General features: G+C 71.5%; 19 protein-coding genes and 1 tRNA gene. 3 read left to right on the plus strand and 17 right to left on the minus strand.

What is annotated here, in order from left to right; translation table 11 throughout:
- Positions 1 to 200: 200 nt before the first annotated feature.
- The 7 genes from VMN58_06395 to VMN58_06425 all read right to left on the minus strand — a co-directional run bounded on the left by VMN58_06395 (position 201) and on the right by VMN58_06425 (position 7,048).
- A tRNA-Pro gene (locus VMN58_06395) sits at positions 201 to 275 on the minus strand.
- 50 nt (positions 276 to 325) lie between these two features.
- Positions 326 to 523 (minus strand): hypothetical protein, encoded by a 198-nt coding sequence (locus VMN58_06400; GenBank protein ID HUF32822.1) that lies wholly within the window; start codon positions 521 to 523, stop codon positions 326 to 328.
- A gap of 11 nt (positions 524 to 534) precedes the next feature.
- Positions 535 to 1,428 carry a hydroxymethylglutaryl-CoA lyase gene (locus tag VMN58_06405; GenBank protein HUF32823.1) on the minus strand — a complete coding sequence of 298 codons (894 nt, stop codon included), beginning with the start codon at positions 1,426 to 1,428 and terminating at the stop codon, positions 535 to 537.
- A gap of 5 nt (positions 1,429 to 1,433) precedes the next feature.
- Positions 1,434 to 2,966, minus strand: coding sequence for an acyl-CoA carboxylase subunit beta (locus VMN58_06410; GenBank protein HUF32824.1), 1,533 nt, complete (start codon positions 2,964 to 2,966; stop codon positions 1,434 to 1,436).
- Positions 2,966 to 4,048, minus strand: coding sequence for a PP2C family protein-serine/threonine phosphatase (locus VMN58_06415; GenBank protein ID HUF32825.1), 1,083 nt, complete (start codon positions 4,046 to 4,048; stop codon positions 2,966 to 2,968). The genes VMN58_06410 and VMN58_06415 overlap by 1 nt, the downstream gene beginning before the upstream one ends.
- Before the next feature lie 100 nt (positions 4,049 to 4,148).
- Complete coding sequence (gene der / locus VMN58_06420; protein HUF32826.1) at positions 4,149 to 5,627, minus strand: ribosome biogenesis GTPase Der; 1,479 nt, start codon at positions 5,625 to 5,627, stop codon at positions 4,149 to 4,151.
- A complete protein-coding gene (locus tag VMN58_06425; GenBank protein ID HUF32827.1) occupies positions 5,624 to 7,048 on the minus strand; it encodes a DUF512 domain-containing protein in 1,425 nt (474 codons plus the stop codon). The genes der and VMN58_06425 overlap by 4 nt, the downstream gene beginning before the upstream one ends.
- Before the next feature lie 63 nt (positions 7,049 to 7,111).
- Here VMN58_06425 and ispH point away from each other — a divergent pair, with 63 nt between their 5' ends.
- Complete coding sequence (gene ispH / locus VMN58_06430; GenBank protein ID HUF32828.1) at positions 7,112 to 8,158, plus strand: 4-hydroxy-3-methylbut-2-enyl diphosphate reductase; 1,047 nt, start codon at positions 7,112 to 7,114, stop codon at positions 8,156 to 8,158.
- Between the two features lie 32 nt (positions 8,159 to 8,190).
- Positions 8,191 to 8,748 carry an HD domain-containing protein gene (locus VMN58_06435; GenBank protein HUF32829.1) on the plus strand — a complete coding sequence of 186 codons (558 nt, stop codon included), beginning with the start codon at positions 8,191 to 8,193 and terminating at the stop codon, positions 8,746 to 8,748.
- A 42-nt stretch (positions 8,749 to 8,790) separates the two neighbouring features.
- Here the strand turns inward: VMN58_06435 and VMN58_06440 are convergent, their stop codons facing one another.
- From VMN58_06440 to VMN58_06475, 8 genes are read right to left on the minus strand one after another with little or no spacing between them, the layout of a single operon-like run.
- A complete protein-coding gene (locus VMN58_06440; GenBank protein ID HUF32830.1) occupies positions 8,791 to 9,495 on the minus strand; it encodes a lysophospholipid acyltransferase family protein in 705 nt (234 codons plus the stop codon).
- Entirely contained in the window at positions 9,492 to 10,121 is a 630-nt protein-coding gene (gene cmk, locus VMN58_06445) for a (d)CMP kinase (GenBank protein HUF32831.1), read from the minus strand. Before cmk ends, VMN58_06440 begins: the two co-directional genes overlap by 4 nt.
- 10 nt (positions 10,122 to 10,131) lie before the next feature.
- Positions 10,132 to 11,430 (minus strand): 3-phosphoshikimate 1-carboxyvinyltransferase, encoded by a 1,299-nt coding sequence (aroA, locus tag VMN58_06450; GenBank protein ID HUF32832.1) that lies wholly within the window; start codon positions 11,428 to 11,430, stop codon positions 10,132 to 10,134.
- A complete protein-coding gene (locus VMN58_06455; GenBank protein ID HUF32833.1) occupies positions 11,427 to 12,494 on the minus strand; it encodes a prephenate dehydrogenase in 1,068 nt (355 codons plus the stop codon). Before VMN58_06455 ends, aroA begins: the two co-directional genes overlap by 4 nt.
- Position 12,495: 1 nt before the next feature.
- On the minus strand, positions 12,496 to 12,864 hold the full coding sequence (gene aroH, locus VMN58_06460; GenBank protein ID HUF32834.1) for a chorismate mutase: 369 nt from the start codon (positions 12,862 to 12,864) through the stop codon (positions 12,496 to 12,498).
- A 12-nt stretch (positions 12,865 to 12,876) separates the two neighbouring features.
- Positions 12,877 to 13,623, minus strand: a complete 747-nt coding sequence (locus VMN58_06465; protein HUF32835.1) for a pseudouridine synthase — start codon at positions 13,621 to 13,623, stop codon at positions 12,877 to 12,879.
- A gap of 5 nt (positions 13,624 to 13,628) precedes the next feature.
- A complete protein-coding gene (gene scpB / locus VMN58_06470; protein ID HUF32836.1) occupies positions 13,629 to 14,267 on the minus strand; it encodes an SMC-Scp complex subunit ScpB in 639 nt (212 codons plus the stop codon).
- 2 nt (positions 14,268 to 14,269) lie between these two features.
- A complete protein-coding gene (locus VMN58_06475) occupies positions 14,270 to 15,073 on the minus strand; it encodes a segregation/condensation protein A (GenBank protein ID HUF32837.1) in 804 nt (267 codons plus the stop codon).
- A 66-nt stretch (positions 15,074 to 15,139) separates the two neighbouring features.
- On the opposite strand from VMN58_06475, the gene trpS reads away from it, so the two are divergent.
- The gene (gene trpS / locus VMN58_06480; GenBank protein ID HUF32838.1) at positions 15,140 to 16,120 is read left to right on the plus strand and encodes a tryptophan--tRNA ligase; all 981 of its coding nucleotides are present in this window, start codon (positions 15,140 to 15,142) and stop codon (positions 16,118 to 16,120) included.
- Between the two features lie 268 nt (positions 16,121 to 16,388).
- On the opposite strand, the gene VMN58_06485 is transcribed toward trpS, so the two are convergent.
- Positions 16,389 to 17,102, minus strand: a complete 714-nt coding sequence (locus VMN58_06485) for a glyoxalase superfamily protein (protein ID HUF32839.1) — start codon at positions 17,100 to 17,102, stop codon at positions 16,389 to 16,391.
- A gap of 159 nt (positions 17,103 to 17,261) precedes the next feature.
- On the minus strand, positions 17,262 to 17,676 hold a 415-nt coding region (locus tag VMN58_06490; GenBank protein ID HUF32840.1), incomplete at its 5' end, for an NUDIX hydrolase.

Below are 17,676 nucleotides of genomic sequence, written 5' to 3' on the forward strand. Positions count from 1 at the left end.
CGGTCGCGACGCTACCGGCGGGCGGGTCCACGCACCGCTGCGGCGGCGGCCCTACGCTCGGCCGCGGTCCCCGTCCACGCCCGGATCCGCCGCCGGACGATGGACGGGGGCCGTTGACGTCACTGGGTGCCCTACCCGCTCAGGCGTGCGAGCGGGAAGAGCCCCTGAGCGTCGTGCCTGCTCAGGGGCTCTCCTCCACGTCGGGCTGGGGAGATTTGAACTCCCGACCTCCTGACCCCCAGTCAGGCGCGCTAACCAAGCTGCGCCACAGCCCGTGGGCCGCTCACGATAGCGCCTGACTCGGGCTGTCCCCGACCTGCCCGCGTCAGGTGAGGGCCACGAGGAGCTCGACGGCGCGCCAGGCGAGGTAGGCCACCGCCGTGGCCACGAGGAGCTTGAAGTGCCACGGCGCCCTCGGGTCGTCCTCGTGCTCGGCGACGGCCCGGCCACACGCGGGGCACGACCCGTCGGCTTCGAGGGAGCTGGGCGTGAGGTACCGGTCGCAGTCGTCGCACCAGGGCACGGTCGGTCCCGTCAGGTGGCCAGGCGGGACCGGGGCCCCGCAGCGGCGACCCGGCTCGGGACCGGCCGGCCGATCATGTCCGCCACCACGTCGCAGACCTCGAGCAGGGCATCCAGGTCGACACCCGTCGAAACGCCGAGGTCGTCGCACAGGTGCACCAGATCTTCGGTGGCGAGGTTCCCCGCAGCCCCGGCAGCGAACGGTGAGCCGCCGAGGCCCCCGACCGAGGTGTCGAAGCGGGTCACCCCGAGCTGCATGGCGGCGTAGGCGTTGACGAGTCCCGTCCCCCTGGTCTCGTGCAGGTGGAGCCCCGGCGCGGTGCCCACCACCTCGACGAGCTCGGCCACCCGCCGGGGCGTCGCCATCCCGGTGGTGTCGGCGAAGGTGAGCGACGTGGCACCCGCCCGCAGGAGCTGCTCCCCCAGCCGGCCCACGTCGGCCGGTGCCAGGTCGCCCTCGTACGGCGACCCGAAGGCGCACGAGACCACCGCGTCGACCTCGAGCTGGTCACCGACGGCGTCCCTGATGGCGCGCACCTCGGCCACCGACTCCTCCACGGTCATGCGGACGTTGCGCTCGTTGTAGGTGGGCGACGCCGAGATGGTGACGGTGAGGGCATCGACCTCGGCCTCCTTGGCCGCCACCGCACCGCGGACGTTGGGCACGAGGGCGACCATCTCGACCCCTGGGACCCGCCGCACCGCAGCGAGCACCTCCTCGGCACCGGCCATGGACGGCACGGCACGAGGGGACACGAACGCGGCGACCTCGATGCGTCGCAGGCCCGTGGAGACGAGGGCATCGACGAGGATGGCACGCGCCGCGCTGTCGACGGGCGCCTCGGCCTGGAGGCCATCGCGGGGGCCCACCTCCCGGATGTCGATCGCCTGCGGCAGGTCGGTCACCGCGCTCAGACCGGGGGGACGCCGTGGCGTCGTTCGCTGAACGAGCGGTCCTTGCCCACCGCCAGAGCCAACCGGGTGGTGATCTCACGACGCAGGTCACCGAAGTCGACGACGGCGTCGACGACAAGCTCCGACGCCAGACGCAAGAGGTCGACGTCGGCCTCGTAGAGGCGACGCTGCTCGTCGACGAACGCCTCGCGCTCCTTGGGGTCCTCGATGGCTTCGATCTTGTTGGCGAACACCGCGTTGACCGCTGCCTCCGGCCCCATCACGGCGATGGAGGCGGTGGGCAGGGCCAGGCAGGCCTCCGGTTCGAACGCCGGCCCGGCCATGGCGTAGAGCCCTGCGCCATAGGCCTTGCGCAGGATCACCGAGACCTTGGGGACCGTCGCCTCGGACACCGCGGTGATCATCTTTGCCCCGTGGCGGATGATGCCTTGACGCTCGACCTGGGTCCCGACCATGAAGCCGGGCACGTCGGCCAGGAAGACGAGCGGGACGTTGAAGGCGTCGCAGCACCAGATGAACCGGGCTGCCTTGTCGGCCGAGTCCCCGAAGAGCACGCCGCCCTTCTGCACCGGGTTGTTGGCGACCACGCCCACGGACCGGCCGTCCATGCGGGCGAAGCCGACCACGAGCTCGGCGGCGAAGAGCGGCTTGATCTCGAAGAACGACCCGGCGTCGACCAGGCAGTCGATCACCTCGTGGATGTCGTAGGCCCGGCGCTCCTCGGTGGGGATGACGTCGGCGGTCAGCGGGGCCAGCGGCTCGACCGGCTCGGCGACCGGCGGGTCCTCTCGCCAGCGCCGTGGCAGGTACGAGAGGTACCGGCGGGCCTGAGCGATGGCGTCGGCGTCGTCGGTGGCAAGCAGGTCACCGCAGCCCGAGACGGTGGCGTGCATGCGCGCACCGCCCATCTCCTCCAGGGTGGTCCGCTCCCCGATGACCATCTCTGCCATGCGGGGCGACCCGAGGTACATCGAGGCGTTGCCCTCGACCATGACGACGAGGTCGCAGAACGCCGGGATGTAGGCGCCACCGGCGGCCGACGGCCCGAAGAGGCAGCAGACCTGGGGGACCTTCCCCGACAGGCGCACCTGGTTGTAGAAGATCCGCCCGGCGCCCCGGCGCCCTGGGAACAGCTCGACCTGGTCGGTGATGCGGGCCCCGGCCGAGTCGATGAGCCAGCACACCGGGAGCTCGTGGCGCAGGGCGTGCTCGGTGACGCGCACGATCTTCTCCACCGTGCGGGCCCCCCACGACCCCGCCTTGACCGTCGGGTCGTTGGCCATGACGCACACGGGCCGCCCGTCGATGGTCCCCACGCCGGTCACCACCCCGTCGGCCGGGAGGTCGGCGGCCATGGCGTTGGCCAGCAGGCCGTCCTCGACGAAGCTGCCCGCGTCGAGCAGCAGGTCGAGGCGGTCGCGGACGAAGAGCTTGCCCTGGGCCTCGAGCTTCGCACCGCCGCGGTCACGGTTGCCTCGCAGCGCTCGCTCGGCCGCGGCCGCGAGGTCGCCTGCGCCTCCCTCGGCCATCAGAGGCGGCGGACGGCCAGGATGGCGGTGTCGTCGCTGATGGGGCTGGTGGCGAAGTCGCCGGCCGCGTCCACCAGCGTCTTGCAGAGGACGTCGGGGTCGACACCCGGGTCGCGCTTGATGTGGGCGGCGATGCGCTCCTCGCCGAAGAGCTGGTCACCGCTGCGCGCCTCCGCCAGGCCGTCGGTGTAGAGCAGCACCAGGTCGCCGCTCTGGAGGGGGATCTCGCGGCTCGTGAAGTTGCCTTCGGGGTCGAGCGAGATCAGCGGGCCGGTGGCCTTGAGGGGGCGCACCTCCCCTCGCTGCCACAGGAACCCGGGCGGGTGACCGGCCGAGCAGTAACGGAGCGTGCCGGCAACGGTGTCGAAGACCACGACGCACATGGAGATGAACTCCTCGCCGCGCCCCATGCCCGAGATCTGGCGGTTGAGCTCCTCGAAGGCCTGGGCGGGGTCGCGGAACTGGCGGAGGAAGACCCGCAGCAGGTACTTGGCCTGGAATGCCGTGATCGAGGGCTCGATGCCGTGACCTGCGACGTCGCCGATCACCGCCGCCATGCGACCGGGCCCGGTGCGGAAGACGTCGTAGAAGTCGCCGGCCATCATGCCCGTGCCCGCCTGGTAGAGCGTGCCGAGCTCGAAGCCGGGGAACTCGGGGACCTCCTCGGGAGCCAGCCGGGCGGCCCACCGCTTGGGGGCGAGGGCCTCCTGGACGAGCACCTCCTGGGCGCGCTGCTCGAGCTGGCTTCGGCTCTCGGTGAGGCGGGCATGGCGGAGGAAGTCACGGCCGTAGCGCAGCGAGAGGGCCACCGGGATGAACAGGAGGAAGAGCATGCCGTCGGCCCAGCGCTCGGAGCTCACCGCACCGGCGGCGGCCGCCACCGCGGCAGCGACGTAGACCAACGTGGCGTGCAGGTCCTTGAGGAAGGCGGCGCGCGCCAGCTGGGCAGCCTCGGAGTGGCTGCCGGACGAGGCATCGATGCGGCGCGCCACCTTGAGCAGGCGACGAGCCGATCGGCCCCAGACGAGGGCGGCCGCCACAGCGGCCACGGCGACGATCCCGAGGATCGGGCGTTCGATCATGGAGGTCGCGAGCGTAACCGGCGGCGCACGACGTCAGCGCGCCGGATGGGTTCCAGCTCTGTGACGCCCGTCAGGGTCGGGGGACGGGACCGTGCGGTCGTCAGTCGGATCGGCGGCGAACCCGGAGCTTGAGGGGGGTGTTGCCGAACTCGAAGTGCTCGCGGATCATGCGCTCGAGGTAGCGCAGGTAGGTGGGCGGAAGCTCCCGGTTGGCGAAGAGGGTGAAGGTGGGCGGGTCGGCGGCGCCCTGGGTGGCGTAGAGCACCCGGCCCGTGGGCGACGGATGCGCCGCCTGCGCCCGCTGGATCACCTGGTTGAGCTCGCGGGTGGGAACCCGCCGGTGGTAGGCCTCGACCGCCTGGGCGAGGGCGGGGAGCAGCTTGTGCACCCCTTTGCCGGTGAGGGCGCTGCCCTTCAGGACGGGCGACTGGGACAGGAAGTGGAGCCGCTCGGAGACCTGCCACAGCACGTCCTGGCGGGACTCGGCGTCGAGCGTCTCCCACTTGTTCAGCAGGATCACGACCGGGCATCCGGAGGCATCGACGCGCTCGGCGAGCCGCTGGTCCTGGTGGGTGATCCCCTCGTTGGCATCGATGACGAGCACGGCCACGTCGGCGGCGTCGATCGACTGGAGGGCCCGGACCAGGGAGTACCACTCGGTCCCCCGGTCGATGCGCGACCGGCGGCGCATGCCGGCGGTGTCGACGAAGCGGATGGGGCCCTCGTCGGTCTCCACCACGGTGTCCACGCTGTCGCGGGTGGTGCCGGGCATGTCGTGGACGACCGCCCGCTCCTCGCCGATGAGGCGGTTGAACAGCGTCGACTTGCCCACGTTGGGCCTGCCGACGATGGCGACCGCCGGCACGGAGGGCAGCTCGCCGGTGCCCTCGGCACGGGGACCGGTGGTGGGTCCGGGCTCCTCCGCCACCTCGGGCAGGAGGCGGACGACCTCGTCGAGCATGTCGCCGGTCTGGCGGCCGTGGAGGGCGCTGATCGGCCACGGGTCGCCGAGGCCGAGCTTGAGGAACTCCCAGACGTCGGGCTCACGGGTCTCGCCGTCGACCTTGTTGGCGACGACCATCACCGGCACATCTCCACCCCGGAGCATGCTGGCGACCCGCTGGTCCTCGGGTGTGAGGCCCACGGTGACGTCGACCACCAGCAGCACCACATCGGCGTCGGCCCACGCCAGCTCCGACTGGCGGCTCACCTTGTCGTCGAGGGCGTCACCCTTGGCCAGCCAGCCTCCGGTGTCGACCACGTCGAAGCGGGTACCGCACCACTCACCCTCGACGACCTTGCGGTCGCGGGTCACACCCGGATTCTCCTCGACGATCGCCTCCCGCCGCCCGATGATCCGGTTCATCAGCGTGGACTTGCCGACGTTCGGGCGACCGACCACGGCCACCTTGGGCAGGCCTCGGCGGATCTCGGGCGGCGTCGCCCCGTCGTCGGCGGTCGCCAGATCGTCGATCGCCAGATCGAGGAGGTCGGGGTCGAAGGGCGGGCCCTCGATCAGCGCGGCGTCGGGGGCCATGTCGTCACTCGTCTCGTCGATGTCGCCTGCGTGGTCGCTCATGCGCTGCACCCCACCGGTCGAGCCAGGGCACCCTCACCCGGCGGACCAGGATCGAGGCCGTTCAGCGCCAGGCGCAGGGCGATGCCGTCGGTGGGCACGACCTCGACCGGTCGGGGCAGGTCGGCCGGCGTGGCTCCGTCGAGGAACCGTCCCTGGGACAGGCACACGTCGGGCAGGAGGTAGCGGTGGCCCTCGGGCTCGCCGGCCAGCACCCGTGCCAGGTCGGCGCCCACCATGAGGCCGGTCACGCCGATGTTGCCACCGAAGAACTCGTTGGCGACCGGGACCACCCGGACGTCGTGGCGGCCGAGGTCGGCCACCAGCGGCTCGAGGACGGCGGCGCCGTAGGGACCGGTGAGGATCGCCACCGGCGCATCGCGACGGGGACGCAGGGTCACCGATCCGGGCCGGGCGGGGACGGTTCGCGGCGCGCGGTAGCCCTCGGGCGAGGCGCCATCGACCCAGGCGAAGAACCCGGCCTGCGGCCCGGTGGGGCTGCTCTGGCGGCCCGTGAACTCGGCCTCGAAGGTCCGGGCCATGCCGATGCCGTCCTCGTGCATGGCGAAGCCCTCGTAGGCCTCGTCGGCCGGGAACGGTCGCCGGGCCAGCAGGTAGTACTCGTCGGCGGCGAAGGCCAGCCGCCGGCCGAGCAGCCGCAGGTAGGTCGCCTGCCAGCCCTCGACGACGTCGACGACCGTGGCGGCCTCCTCGGGGGTGTGCGGGCGCATGGCGGGCTCGTCGGACCAGCGGCTCACTCCGAGGGGCACCACGCAGACCGAGGCGAGCTCGGGGTACTCGTCGAGCACGCCGGCCAGGGTGTCCTCGAGCACCGCCCCGTCGTTGACGCCCGGGCACACCACCACCTGGCCGTGGACCTCGATGCCGTGGTCGAGGAGTGCTCGAAGCCAGCGCAGGCTGGTGGCGCCCCGGCGGTTGCGCAGCATCCGGGCACGGACCGCGGGATCGGTGGCGTGGATGCTGACGTTGAGCGGGCTCAGCCCTTCGGTGACGACCCGCTCGAGGTCAGCCTCGGTGAAGCGGGTGAGGGTGGTGAAGTTCCCGTAGAGAAAGCTCAGCCGGTAGTCGTCGTCCTTGAGGTAGAGGCTCTCGCGCATCCCCGGCGGCAGCTGGTAGATGAAGCAGAACTCGCAGTGGTTGTCGCAGGTGCGGACCTGGTCGAACAGCGCCGAGCTCACCTCGGCGCCCAGGGGCTCGCCGGCAACCTTGTCGACCGAGATGCTGCGCTGGAGCCCACCTCGGCGCACATCGACCTCGAGCTGGGCTTCGTCGGTGAGCAGCTGCCACTCGATGACGTCGCGGGGGACGCGCCCGTTGAGGGCCACGATCTCGTCGCCCGGCGCCAGGCCGGCGCGCGCGGCCGCGGACCCGGGTGCGACGGCGACGACGGAGGGAGCGGACACCGGACCAGGATACGGGTCTCCCCCCGAAGCAGCCCCATGCGGTCGTGTCGGTACCCTTGGACCGTGGCTGTCGACAAGGTCCTGCTCGCCTCCCCGCGGGGCTTCTGCGCGGGCGTGGAGATGGCGATCAAAGCGCTGGCGTGGATGGTGCGCGCCTTCGAGCCGCCCGTGTACTGCTACCACGAGATCGTGCACAACCGCCTCGTGGTCGACCGCTTCCGGGAGCTCGGGGTCGTCTTCGTCGACGACCTCGACGAGGTCCCCGACGGCGCGCCACTGATGCTGTCTGCCCACGGGTCCGCGCCCGAGGTGGTCACCGCCGCGTCGGCCAAGGCCGGCTACCTGGTCAACGCCGTGTGCCCGCTCGTCACCAAGGTCCACCACGAGGTCAAGGTCCGCGCCGGCAAGGGCTACACGGTGGTCTACGTCGGCCACGAGGGTCATGACGAGGCCGTGGGCACCATGGCCGTCGCACCCGAGTCGATCCACCTGGTCGAGGACGAGGCCGGGGTCGCCGACCTGCCCGATCCCGGCGGCCCCGTTGCGCTGCTCGCCCAGACGACCCTCAGCCACCAGGACTGGGCCGGGGTGCTCGACGCCACCCGCCAGCGCTTCCCGGATCTCTGGATGCCCGGTCGCAGCGACCTGTGCTTCGCCACGACGAACCGCCAGTCGGCCCTCCAACAGATCGCCGGCGAGTGCGATGCCATGGTCGTGATCGGCTCCGCCAACTCGTCCAACACGGTGGCCCTGGCCAAGGTGGCGGCCGCGTCGGGGTGCCCGAGGGTCCTTCGCGTCAACGGCGTGGAGGAGGTCCCCGACGACCTCACCGGCACCGTCGGTGTGACTGCCGGGGCGTCCGCTCCGGAGGAGCTCGTGGCAGCGGTGATCGAGCGCCTCTCCCCCGCCGAGGGTTGGCGGGAGGTCTCCTACACCGACGAGACGGAGTACTTCCCACCGCCACGCGAGCTGCGAGACCTGCTCACCGCCGTCGGCGCCCTCGCGGCCCTCACCCTGGGCGCGCCGCGCTCGGCGCCGAGCGTGGCGGATCGTGAGGTGGCGGCCAGCGAGGTGCTGGCCGCACTCGGCTTCGCCGAGACCGTTTCCTGACCGACGGGTCGCGTCGGCCGTACACTGGTGACATGGCTGACACCTTCACCCGCATGGACGAATCGACCGCCGAGCAGTGGGGCGTCATCGGCACGGAGACGATGGCCAACCAGGGGCGCGTGGCCGACCGGGTCCTCATGCTCCTCGAGTCGCTCGGCGAGATCACCGACGGCTTCGCCACCGACCAGCTGACCCACTGCCTGCAGACGGCCACACGGGCCGAGCGCGACGGCGCCGACACCGAGGTGGTCGTGGCCAGCCTCTGCCACGACATCGGCAAGGCCATCAGCGTCCACAACCACCCGGCCATCGCCGCCGAGATCCTCAAGGCCTACGTCCGCCCCGAGGTCTACGACATGATCCGCGTCCACCAGGACTTCCAGGGCAAGCACTACTACGCCCACTTCGGCAAGGACCCCGACGCCCGCGAGACCCACCGCGCCACGCTCGACGCCGAGGTCTTCGAGCTGGCCGGCCGATTCGCCGACGACTGGGACCAGACGGCGTTCGACCCCGACTACGACACCCTCCCGCTCGAGCACTTCGAGCCAATGGTGCGCGAGGTCTTCGCCATGCCGAGGTTCATGTAACACGGGCTTCTGGCGGCGTGGCGTGGCATGGCGCCACGGGGCTCAGCCGGCCTTGGCCTCGGCCTCGTCGAAGAGCCGCTGCAGCTCGAGCCGCAGGCGCTCGGAGGTCTCCCGGACCGCCCGTCGGGGCGCCTTGCCGTCATCGCCGACCTCCACGGTCAGGGGCGGCCCCACCACCAGGGTGATGCGCACGGGCCGAGGAAGCTTCTTGCCCTTCGGCAGCGCCCGCTCCGAACCCCCGATGCCGACCGGGACGATCGGCACCCCGGTGCGGCTGGCGACGTAGGTGGCGCCGTCGAAGAGCGGCTTCACGTCGGGACCGCTCTGGCGGGCACCCTCGGGGAAGAGCACCAGAGGCTCGCCGTGACCGATGACCTCGATGCAGGTGCGCAGCGCCTGGCGGTCGGCGGTGCCGCGCTGGACGGGGAAGCCCCCGAGGGCGTCGAAGAGGGGCCAGAGGGCCTTGACCTTCCAGATCGACGCCTTGCCCATGTACCGCATGCGGCGACGGGTCACGGCCAGGACCAGCAGGAAGTCGACGTTGGAGCGGTGGACCGGGGCCAGCACGAACGAGCCGGTGGGCGGCACGTGCTCGAGGCCATCTACCCGCAGGCGCCAGAGGACCCGGGCGATCGCCAGCAGGATGGCCCGCACCACCCGGTACAGCACCCGCTGGCCCCGTGTCGCCGGACCGGCGGGCTTGGGGACGGGGAGCTCGGCCCCTCGGGCCGGCTCGACCTCGCTCACAGCTTCCCCAGCAGCTCGGCCACGATGTCCTCGACGCCGCGGTCGCTGGTGTCGATCACCACGGCGTCGTCTGCGCACTGGAGCGGGCTCACCTCGCGCTCTGAGTCGACGCTGTCGCGCCTCGCCATGTCGGCGGCGACCGCCTCGTAGGCGAGATCGGTCACCTCCTGGTGCCGGCGGCCGGCCCGGATGTCGAGGCGGGCGGTGAGGTAGGCCTTGAGGACCGCGTCGGGGAACACCACCGTGCCGATGTCGCGACCCTCGACCACGCCCCCGCCCCGCAGCTCGACCCACTCCCGCTGCCGGCGGACCAAGTCGGCCCGCACATCCGGGTTGGCGGCCACCGTGCTCACCGCTCGGGTCACCTCGGGGCCACGGATCTCGATGGTGGCGTCGACCCCGTCGACGGTGACGCCGGCGGTGTCGACGGCGATCTCCAGACGGGGCACCATCCGGGCCACCTCCGCCGCCTCGGACGGGTCGATGCCACGGCGCAGCGCGGCGAACGCAACGGCTCGGTACATCGCCCCCGTGTCGAGGTAATCCAGCCCCAGCTCTTTGGCCAGCTGGCGGGCGACGGTGGACTTGCCCGACCCCGCCGGTCCGTCGATCGCTACGACGCGCATGGCCGGGAACCTACCGCCCGCCGGGGCCGCTGCTGCGCAGCCGGTCGAGGTCGGCGAAGAACTCCGGGTAGGTCTTCTCGACGCAGGCCGGGTCGAGGATCTCGATCCCCGGTGCCCGCAGGCCAAGGAGGGCGAAGCTCATGGCCATGCGGTGGTCGTGGTAGGTCTCGATCCGGGCCGGTCGCGGCGTCCCCGGGTGGACGCTGAACCCGTCGGGGTGCTCCTCGGCTTCGATCCCGCAGCGCCGCAGCTCCCGGACGACCGCGGCGATCCGGTCGGTCTCCTTGCGCCGGATGAAGCCGATCCCACGCACCCGGGTGGGCCCGGTGGCGAAGACCGCCGTCGCCGCCAGCGTCTGGGCTGTGTCGGACAGGTCGGTCAGATCGACGTCCACCCCTCGAAGCGCGCCGGTGCCGACCACCTCGGTGCCCTCGTCGTCGCTGCGCACGATCGCCCCCATCCGCTCGAGGACCTCGACGAAGGCCAGGTCCCCCTGGGTGGATCGCCGTCCGAGGCCCGGCACCCGCACCCGACCCCCGGTGATGGCTGCGGCGGCGAAGAAGTACGACGCCGCGCTGGCGTCGGGCTCGATGCGCACGTCCGTGCCGCGGTAGCTCGCCGGGGGAACCAGGAACGTGGTGTCGTCGGGCTGGGCGACCTCAACGCCGAAGTCGGCCATGGTGGTGAGGGTCATGGCCACGTAGGGACGGGACACCAGGGCAGTGGTGACCCGGACCTCGAGGCCCTCGGCCATCGCCGGGCCGCTGAGGAGCAGGGCCGACAGGAACTGGCTGGAGATGTCGCCGCTCACCTCGATGGCCCCGCCGCGGAGGCCGTCGGCCACCACGGTGAAGGGCAGGTGGCCGGGCGCGCCCTCCTCCTCGATCCGCCCGCCGAGCGAGCGCACCGCCTCCACCAGCGGCGTCATGGGACGGGCCCGCATGGGTGGGCCGCCGTCGATCCGGTATCGACCCGACCCGAGGGCCACCATGGGAGTGAGGAACCGCGAGGTGGTCCCGGAGAGCCGGGCGTCGAGGTCGGCCGGCCCCGACGGCACCCGTCCCCCGCCACCGTCGATCGACACCTCTGTGCCGCCGTCGTCGGCCCGCACGGCGATGCCCAGGGTGCGCAGGGCGTCGACCATGGCGTCGGTGTCGTCCGATCGCAGCACCCCCGAGAGCCGGGAGGTCCCCTCGGCCAGGCCCGCCGCGACCAGCGCCCGGTTGGTGATGCTCTTCGAGCCGGGCACCGCCACCTCGGCGTCGGGCGGTGCCGAGAAGGGCTGCACGACCAGGCCAGACGTGCTCACTCCAGGCCCCGGGCCGACGGGCGGTAGCCCCGCGCCACGAGGCCACCACGGAGGCGCTCGGTGTGGTCGGCGTCGCAGACGAGGATGAGCACACCGGTGGCGCCCTCGCTCGAGTGGGCGATCTCCACATCGGCGATGTTCACCCCGAGCTCGGTGGCGAGCGTGGTGATCTCGGCCAGCACGCCAGGTCGGTCGGGGATCGGCACCCGGACCTCGGCCATGGCGCCGGGCTCGGTCACCCGGCTCGGCAGGCTCACCCTTGCAGCCCGGGCCCGTTCGAGGCTGACGAGCAGGGCGTCCCGGTCGCCGGCCTCCACGACGGCACGCATCGTCGCCAGGGCCGACTCGAGCCGGGTGAGGACCTCGGCGATTGCCTCCCGGTTCTCGGTGCAGATGTCGGGCCAGATGCCGGGGTGGCCGGCGGCGATCCGGGTCATGTCGCGGAAGCCACCGGCTGCGAGGCGCAGCAGGGCACCGTGCTCCTCGGCCCCCTCCGCGGCGAGGCTCATGAGCGTGGCCGCCGTGAGGTGGGGCACGTGGGAGACCACCGCGACGAGGGCGTCGTGACGGTCGGGCGCCAGCTCGACGACCTCGGCGCCGAGCGAGGCGACCACCGACCGGACGAGGGAGTGGGCGGCGGCATCGGTCGACGACACCGGCGTGAGGACCCAGACGGCACCGGAGAACAGCTCTGGGTCAGCCCCGTCGACGCCCTCCTGCTCGCTGCCGGCCATGGGGTGCCCACCGACGAAGCGTGGGTTGTCGACGGCACCGACGATCGACGCCTTGACGCTCCCCACGTCGGTCACCACGCCCCCGCCCTTCAGGGCGTGCGCGACCTCGTCGGCCACCGAGCCGACCGGTGTGGCCACGAAGGTGAGCTCGGCGTCGGGGTCGTCGCCGACGACGTCGACGGCGCCGAGCTCGAGGGCACGCCCCGCCCTGTCGGCGTCGCGATCGCGCCCCGTCACGTGCCACCCCCGACGGCGCAGCGCCAGCCCGATCGAGCCGCCGATGAGACCGGTGCCCACCAGCTGGGCACGCCGACTCGCTGTGGCGTCCACGTCAGACCGGGAGGTCGTCCCGAAGGCCCTTGGCGCCTTCGAGGTAGACGTGGCGCAGGTCGGCGCGGGAGCGCTCGGTGGTGAGGTGCATGAGGATCCGGATGCAGTGGGGGGTCCCGCCATCGATGTCGAGCTCGCGGGCGCAGATCAGCGGTACGTCGCCCAGCCCGATGCTGCGGGCTGCTGCGGCAGGGAAGCACGAGTGGATGTCGTCGGTGGCGGTGAAGAGGATGCTGATGATGTCGTCGTGGACGACGCCGTTGCGTTCGAGCATCCCCTCGAGGAGCGCCACCACGCGCTCGTCGATCTGCTCGGGGACGTCGGCGTCGACGGTGGTCGCGCCGCGGAGCGCTCGGACTGCTGGGGGCATCGGGCGCCGATGCTACTCCTCGTCGGGATCCGCTCCGCGGGCCACCGCCTCCTCCAGCGCCCGCACCTCGTCGCCCGTGAGCACCCTCCAGTCGCCCGGTGCCAGCGACCGCTCGGCCAGGGGGCCGATGCGGGTGCGGACCAACCGTTGGACCGGGTGCCCGACGGCCTCGCACATCCGCCGGACCTGCCGGTTCCGGCCCTCGTGGATGGTGATCGAGAGCAGGTGCGGCGGCGTCAGCGCCACCTTGGCCGGGCTGGTGACGCCGTCGTCGAGCTCGACGCCCTCACGTAGGCGGCGCAGGGCGGCCCGGCTCGGGGTCCCGTCGACCTCGGCCAGGTACTCCTTCTCCACGCCGAAGGAGGGGTGGGTGAGGCGATGGGTGAGGTCGCCGTCGTTGGTGAGCAGCAGCAACCCTTCGGTGTCGACGTCGAGGCGACCCACGGGGAACACCCGTGGCTCGTCGGGCACCAGCTCGACGACCGTTGGCCGGCCCTGGGGGTCGTCGGCGGTGGTCACCACGCCTCGGGGCTTGTTGAGCAGGTAGTGGACCAGCCCCGGCTGGACCCCGACCGCCACCCCGTCGACCGCCACCTTGTCGACCTCGACGTCGACCCGGCGGCCGAGGTCGGCGGCCTCGCCGTTGACCGTCACCCGCCCCTCGGCGATCAGGTCCTCGCAGACCCGCCGGCTCCCGTACCCGACGCGGGCCAGGATCTTCTGCAGGCGCTCGCCACCGGGCAGGTCGTCACCCGGCATGGTCGTCACGACTCGTCGGGATCGTCGATGCCGTCGGTGTCCGGATCGTCGCCACCCGTGTCGGCCGGGGCCTCCGTCGGCGTCACCCGAAGCCCGCGCTCGAGCGCCTCCATCACCTCGGCACCGGGGACGAAGTCGCCCAGAGCGGGGAGGTCGGCGAGCGAGTTCAGGCCAAGCTTCTCGAGGAACGCCCGGGTCGTGCCGAACAGCACCGCCTGGCCCGGCCCCGGGTCTCGGGCGACCTCCTCGATGTACCCCCGCTGTTGGAGGGTCCGCATCACACCGTCGACGTTGACGCCGCGGATGGCGGCGACCTGGGCGCGCGACAGAGGCTGTTTGTAGGCGACGATGGCAAGCGTCTCGAGGGCGGCCGCCGACAGGCGGGCCGACTGCCCCTCGAGCACGAAGCGCTCCACGTAGGGCGCCAGGTCTTCGGCCGACTGGAAGCGGTAGCCCCCTGCCACCCGGACGAGGGCGAAGCCTCGGCCGTCGGCCTCGTAGGCGGCCGCCAGCGCCGTGCAGAGCACCTCGATGCGGGCGGGGGCCAGCTCGAGCAGCTGGGCCAGCAGGTGGGGCTCCACCGGGTCCTCGGCGACCATCAGGATCGCCTCGATGGCACGGGTCGGGTCGTTCGGGTCGGCCACCCTCAGCCTTCGTAGACGTCGATGCCCACCAGGGCCAGGTCGATCGCCGGCCCGTCGAGCTCGCCGCCGCCGACCCACGCCACGGTGATGTCCCCGAAGGCGTCGGCCTGCTCGAGGTCGACATAGCCCTGCTTGAACAGCTCGAGGAGGGCGAGGAAGCGAACGACCACCTCGAGGCGGTCGACGAGCTCGGCGGTGAGCCGGCGAAACGTGATCGGCCCGGTGCGGGGCAGCTCGTCCATCAGCTCGGCGACGGCGTCGCCCACCGACGCCGCAGAGATGTGGAGGTGCGAGATGTCGACGGTGGGGACCGGCTTGGGTGCCACGGCGCGCAGGAACGCGGCCTTGAGGTCGGCGGGGGTGACCCCGAGCAGGAGGTCGGGGGCGAGGGAGTGGTAGCGCTCCTCGAGGCCGGCACGGCGGGGGAACGAACGACCGGCCACGTCGGCGAGGCCCGCCAGGGCCCGTGCCGCGTCCTTGAACGTCTTGCACTCGAGGAGGCGGGCCAGGAGGAGGTCGCGCTCCTCCCAGAGGGCGAGCTCCTCGTCGAGGTCGCCGTCGTCGAGACCTGGGAGCAGCCGGCGGGCCTTGAGCTCCACCAGGGTGGCGGCGATGAGCAGGAACTCCGTCGCCACGTCGAGGTCGAGCGTCGTGGTGTCCTGGCTGATCCGGTCCAGCTCGACCAAGTAGGCGTCGACGATGCGGGCCAGCGGTATCTCGTAGAGGTCGACCTGCTCCCGCACGATCAGGTGCAAGAGGAGGTCGAAGGGGCCCTCGAAGACAGGGGTCTGGACCTCGTACGACATCCCGGCGAGTGTACGAGGGCGAAAGGCGGTCCTGGTGGACCCCCGGGCGTCCCTAGCATCGCCCCCATGACCCGCGTCTTCTCCGGCATCCAACCGAGTGGTGACCTCCAGCTGGGGAACTACCTCGGGGCGCTGCGCCGCTTCGTCGACGAGCAGCACGAGCACGACGCGGTGTTCTGCATCGTGGACCTGCATGCCCTCACCGTCCCCCAGGACCCTGTCGCGCTCCGGTCCCGAACCCTGGAGGCGGCCGCCGCCCACCTGGCGGCGGGCATCGACCCGGAGGTGGCGACGCTGTTCGTGCAGAGCCACGTGGCCGAGCACACGGGGCTGGCCTGGCTCCTCGAGTGCACGGTCGCCTTCGGCGAGCTCCGGCGGATGACCCAGTTCAAGGAGAAGAGTGACGACCGCGACTTCGTCTCGGCGGGGTTGTTCACCTACCCAGCCCTCATGGCCGCCGACATCCTGCTCTACGACACCGATCGCGTCCCCGTGGGTGACGACCAGCGCCAGCACATCGAGCTGGCACGCGACGTCGCCGGCCGCTTCAACGCCCGCCACGGCGCGGTCTTCACCATCCCCGAGGGCGCCATCCCCAAGGCCGGCGCCCGGATCATGGACCTTCAGGAGCCCACGAGGAAGATGTCGAAGTCGGCGACGTCGCCACAGGGCACCGTGCTGGTCCTCGACGAGCCGGCCGTCATCGAGCGCAAGTTCAAGCGGGCGGTGACCGACACCGAGACCGAGGTGCGCTACGACCCCGAGTCCAAGCCGGGGGTGTCGAACCTGCTGTCGATCCTTGCCGCCTCCACCGGTGGCGACCCAGAGGCGCTCGCCGCCGGCTACACCCAGTACGGGCCGCTCAAGGCCGATGCCGCCGCTGCGGTCATCGAGCTCCTGCGCCCGGTCCAGGCCCGCTACGCCGAGCTCATCAACGACCCGGCCGGGCTGACCGCCGTCCTCGGCGCCGGCGCCGACCGGGCGCAGGGTCGGGCAGCCGCCACCCTCGCCCGCGCCCGAGAGGCACTGGGGCTGCTACCCCGCTGAAGAGTGCGCCGCCGCCCTCGGCCTCCACGTGGTCGGCTGGGCCATCCGCGGCCGAGCGTCCGGTGTGGTCATCAACGGCACCTGCTTGGTCGCCGCCGCCTGAACCGGTCGAGGCGGAGGTCAGCCGAGGGCTGAGGGGGCGGCCCTAGGCGCGCCGCGGCCATCAACACAAGTCGTCGATCTCGAGCGACGGCCGCGATGATGGAGTTCCGACTATCGGCACGTCGGCGCGCCTCAACTCAGGTGGCCGGGGACGAGCCCCTTTTGCTCATGGGGCCGTTCGTTGCCCGAACTTAATCATGTTGCCGTCCCCGTCCAGGACAGCGAACTCGCGCAGACCCCAGGGCTGATCTGTGAGTGGCCCGTTCGGGTGGACAACGCCGGAGGCATTCATCTCCTCGTAGAGCTGATCGACGCCGTCGACGTCAACTCGGCACGACGTTGCCTTGGGGATGTCGGCGTCATCGGTGAGCCAAAAGTGGATCTGAACGTTGTTACGTTCGACGATCCCGTAGTCGGGGTACCGGGCGACCGCCGTGAAGCCCAACTTGTCTGCGTAGAACCGTTGGGTCGCCTCGATGTCGAGCGAGGCAAGCACAGGGACGGCGCGTTGCAGTTGTGCCTGAGACGGGTCGGTTGGCAAGGGTGTGACCTCCGTTGAGTGCAGAGTGCGGGCGACGTGGTCGAGAAGCTGGTGGCGCTCGGCGACCTCCGCGTCGAGGTCACGCTGCCACTGGTCGATCTGATCCTTGGTGGGGCTCTCCAGGAATGCGGCGATCTCTGCCAAGGAGACGCCCGCCCGGCGTAGCAAGGCGATCCTTCTTGCGATCGGAATCTGGGAAGGCGCGTAGTACCGGTAGCCGGAGTTGGGGTCGATCTCCGCAGCGTCGAGGAGGCCCTGGGACTGGTACAGGCGAAGGGCTTTGGGCGACAGCCACGTCAGGCTGGCGAACTGTCCGATGGAGATGAGCGCCTCGTCCACAAGGATGATCCTGTGGCTTCACCCAGGGGACAAGTCAAGCCGATCCGGAAGATGTTCAGCACTGTCGGTCTCGCGGAGGTGCCAGCGCTCGGGGCGTGCCAAATGCAAGGTGAGCGGCTGTTGTGCCACGAGCGATCCGGACGATCGATGCGGTCCTGATCAGAACGCCAGAGCATGAAGCTCGCCGCGGTAACTGAGGGCAGCGGTGACGCGAACCTCTTGGACTCCCCGCAGGTCCTCCGGCGCCTCCCATCGGAACTCGTCGTGCTCATCGGACAACACGATCTCGACGTCACTCGGAACATCGCAACGGAAGATTCCAACCTGGGCTTCGACAGCGGAGTGGAAGTACCAGCCGGTCAACGGACCCAGCGCGACATCGACGCCGATCTCTTCACGGCACTCACGGGCAATGGTGTCGGTGATCGTCTCGCCCGGCTCCACACTCCCGCCCGGGCAGCCCCCATCTCCGATCCCCGTACGTCTGGCGCAGCAGAAGAACTCGTCCCGCCGCGTTTGGGATGACAGCGTGCACACTGAACCGGAAGCGATCCTCGAACCCCATCCGCAGGAC

Source organism: Acidimicrobiales bacterium (genome assembly GCA_035512495.1).
GTDB lineage: Bacteria > Actinomycetota > Acidimicrobiia > Acidimicrobiales > CADCSY01 > DATKDW01.

Bases quoted from the DNA above. Each gene is read 5' to 3' on its own strand.
- aroH (HUF32834.1), bottom strand. From the start codon at position 12,864: ATGCCCCCAGCAGTCCGAGCGCTCCGCGGCGCGACCACCGTCGACGCC.
- VMN58_06465 (HUF32835.1), bottom strand. From the start codon at position 13,623: ATGCCGGGTGACGACCTGCCCGGTGGCGAGCGCCTGCAGAAGATCCTG.
- VMN58_06410 (HUF32824.1), bottom strand. From the start codon at position 2,966: ATGGCCGAGGGAGGCGCAGGCGACCTCGCGGCCGCGGCCGAGCGAGCG.
- VMN58_06475 (HUF32837.1), bottom strand. From the start codon at position 15,073: ATGTCGTACGAGGTCCAGACCCCTGTCTTCGAGGGCCCCTTCGACCTC.
- VMN58_06415 (HUF32825.1), bottom strand. From the start codon at position 4,048: ATGATCGAACGCCCGATCCTCGGGATCGTCGCCGTGGCCGCTGTGGCG.
- cmk (HUF32831.1), bottom strand. From the start codon at position 10,121: ATGCGCGTCGTAGCGATCGACGGACCGGCGGGGTCGGGCAAGTCCACC.
- trpS (HUF32838.1), top strand. From the start codon at position 15,140: ATGACCCGCGTCTTCTCCGGCATCCAACCGAGTGGTGACCTCCAGCTG.
- VMN58_06435 (HUF32829.1), top strand. From the start codon at position 8,191: ATGGCTGACACCTTCACCCGCATGGACGAATCGACCGCCGAGCAGTGG.
- der (HUF32826.1), bottom strand. From the start codon at position 5,627: ATGAGCGACCACGCAGGCGACATCGACGAGACGAGTGACGACATGGCC.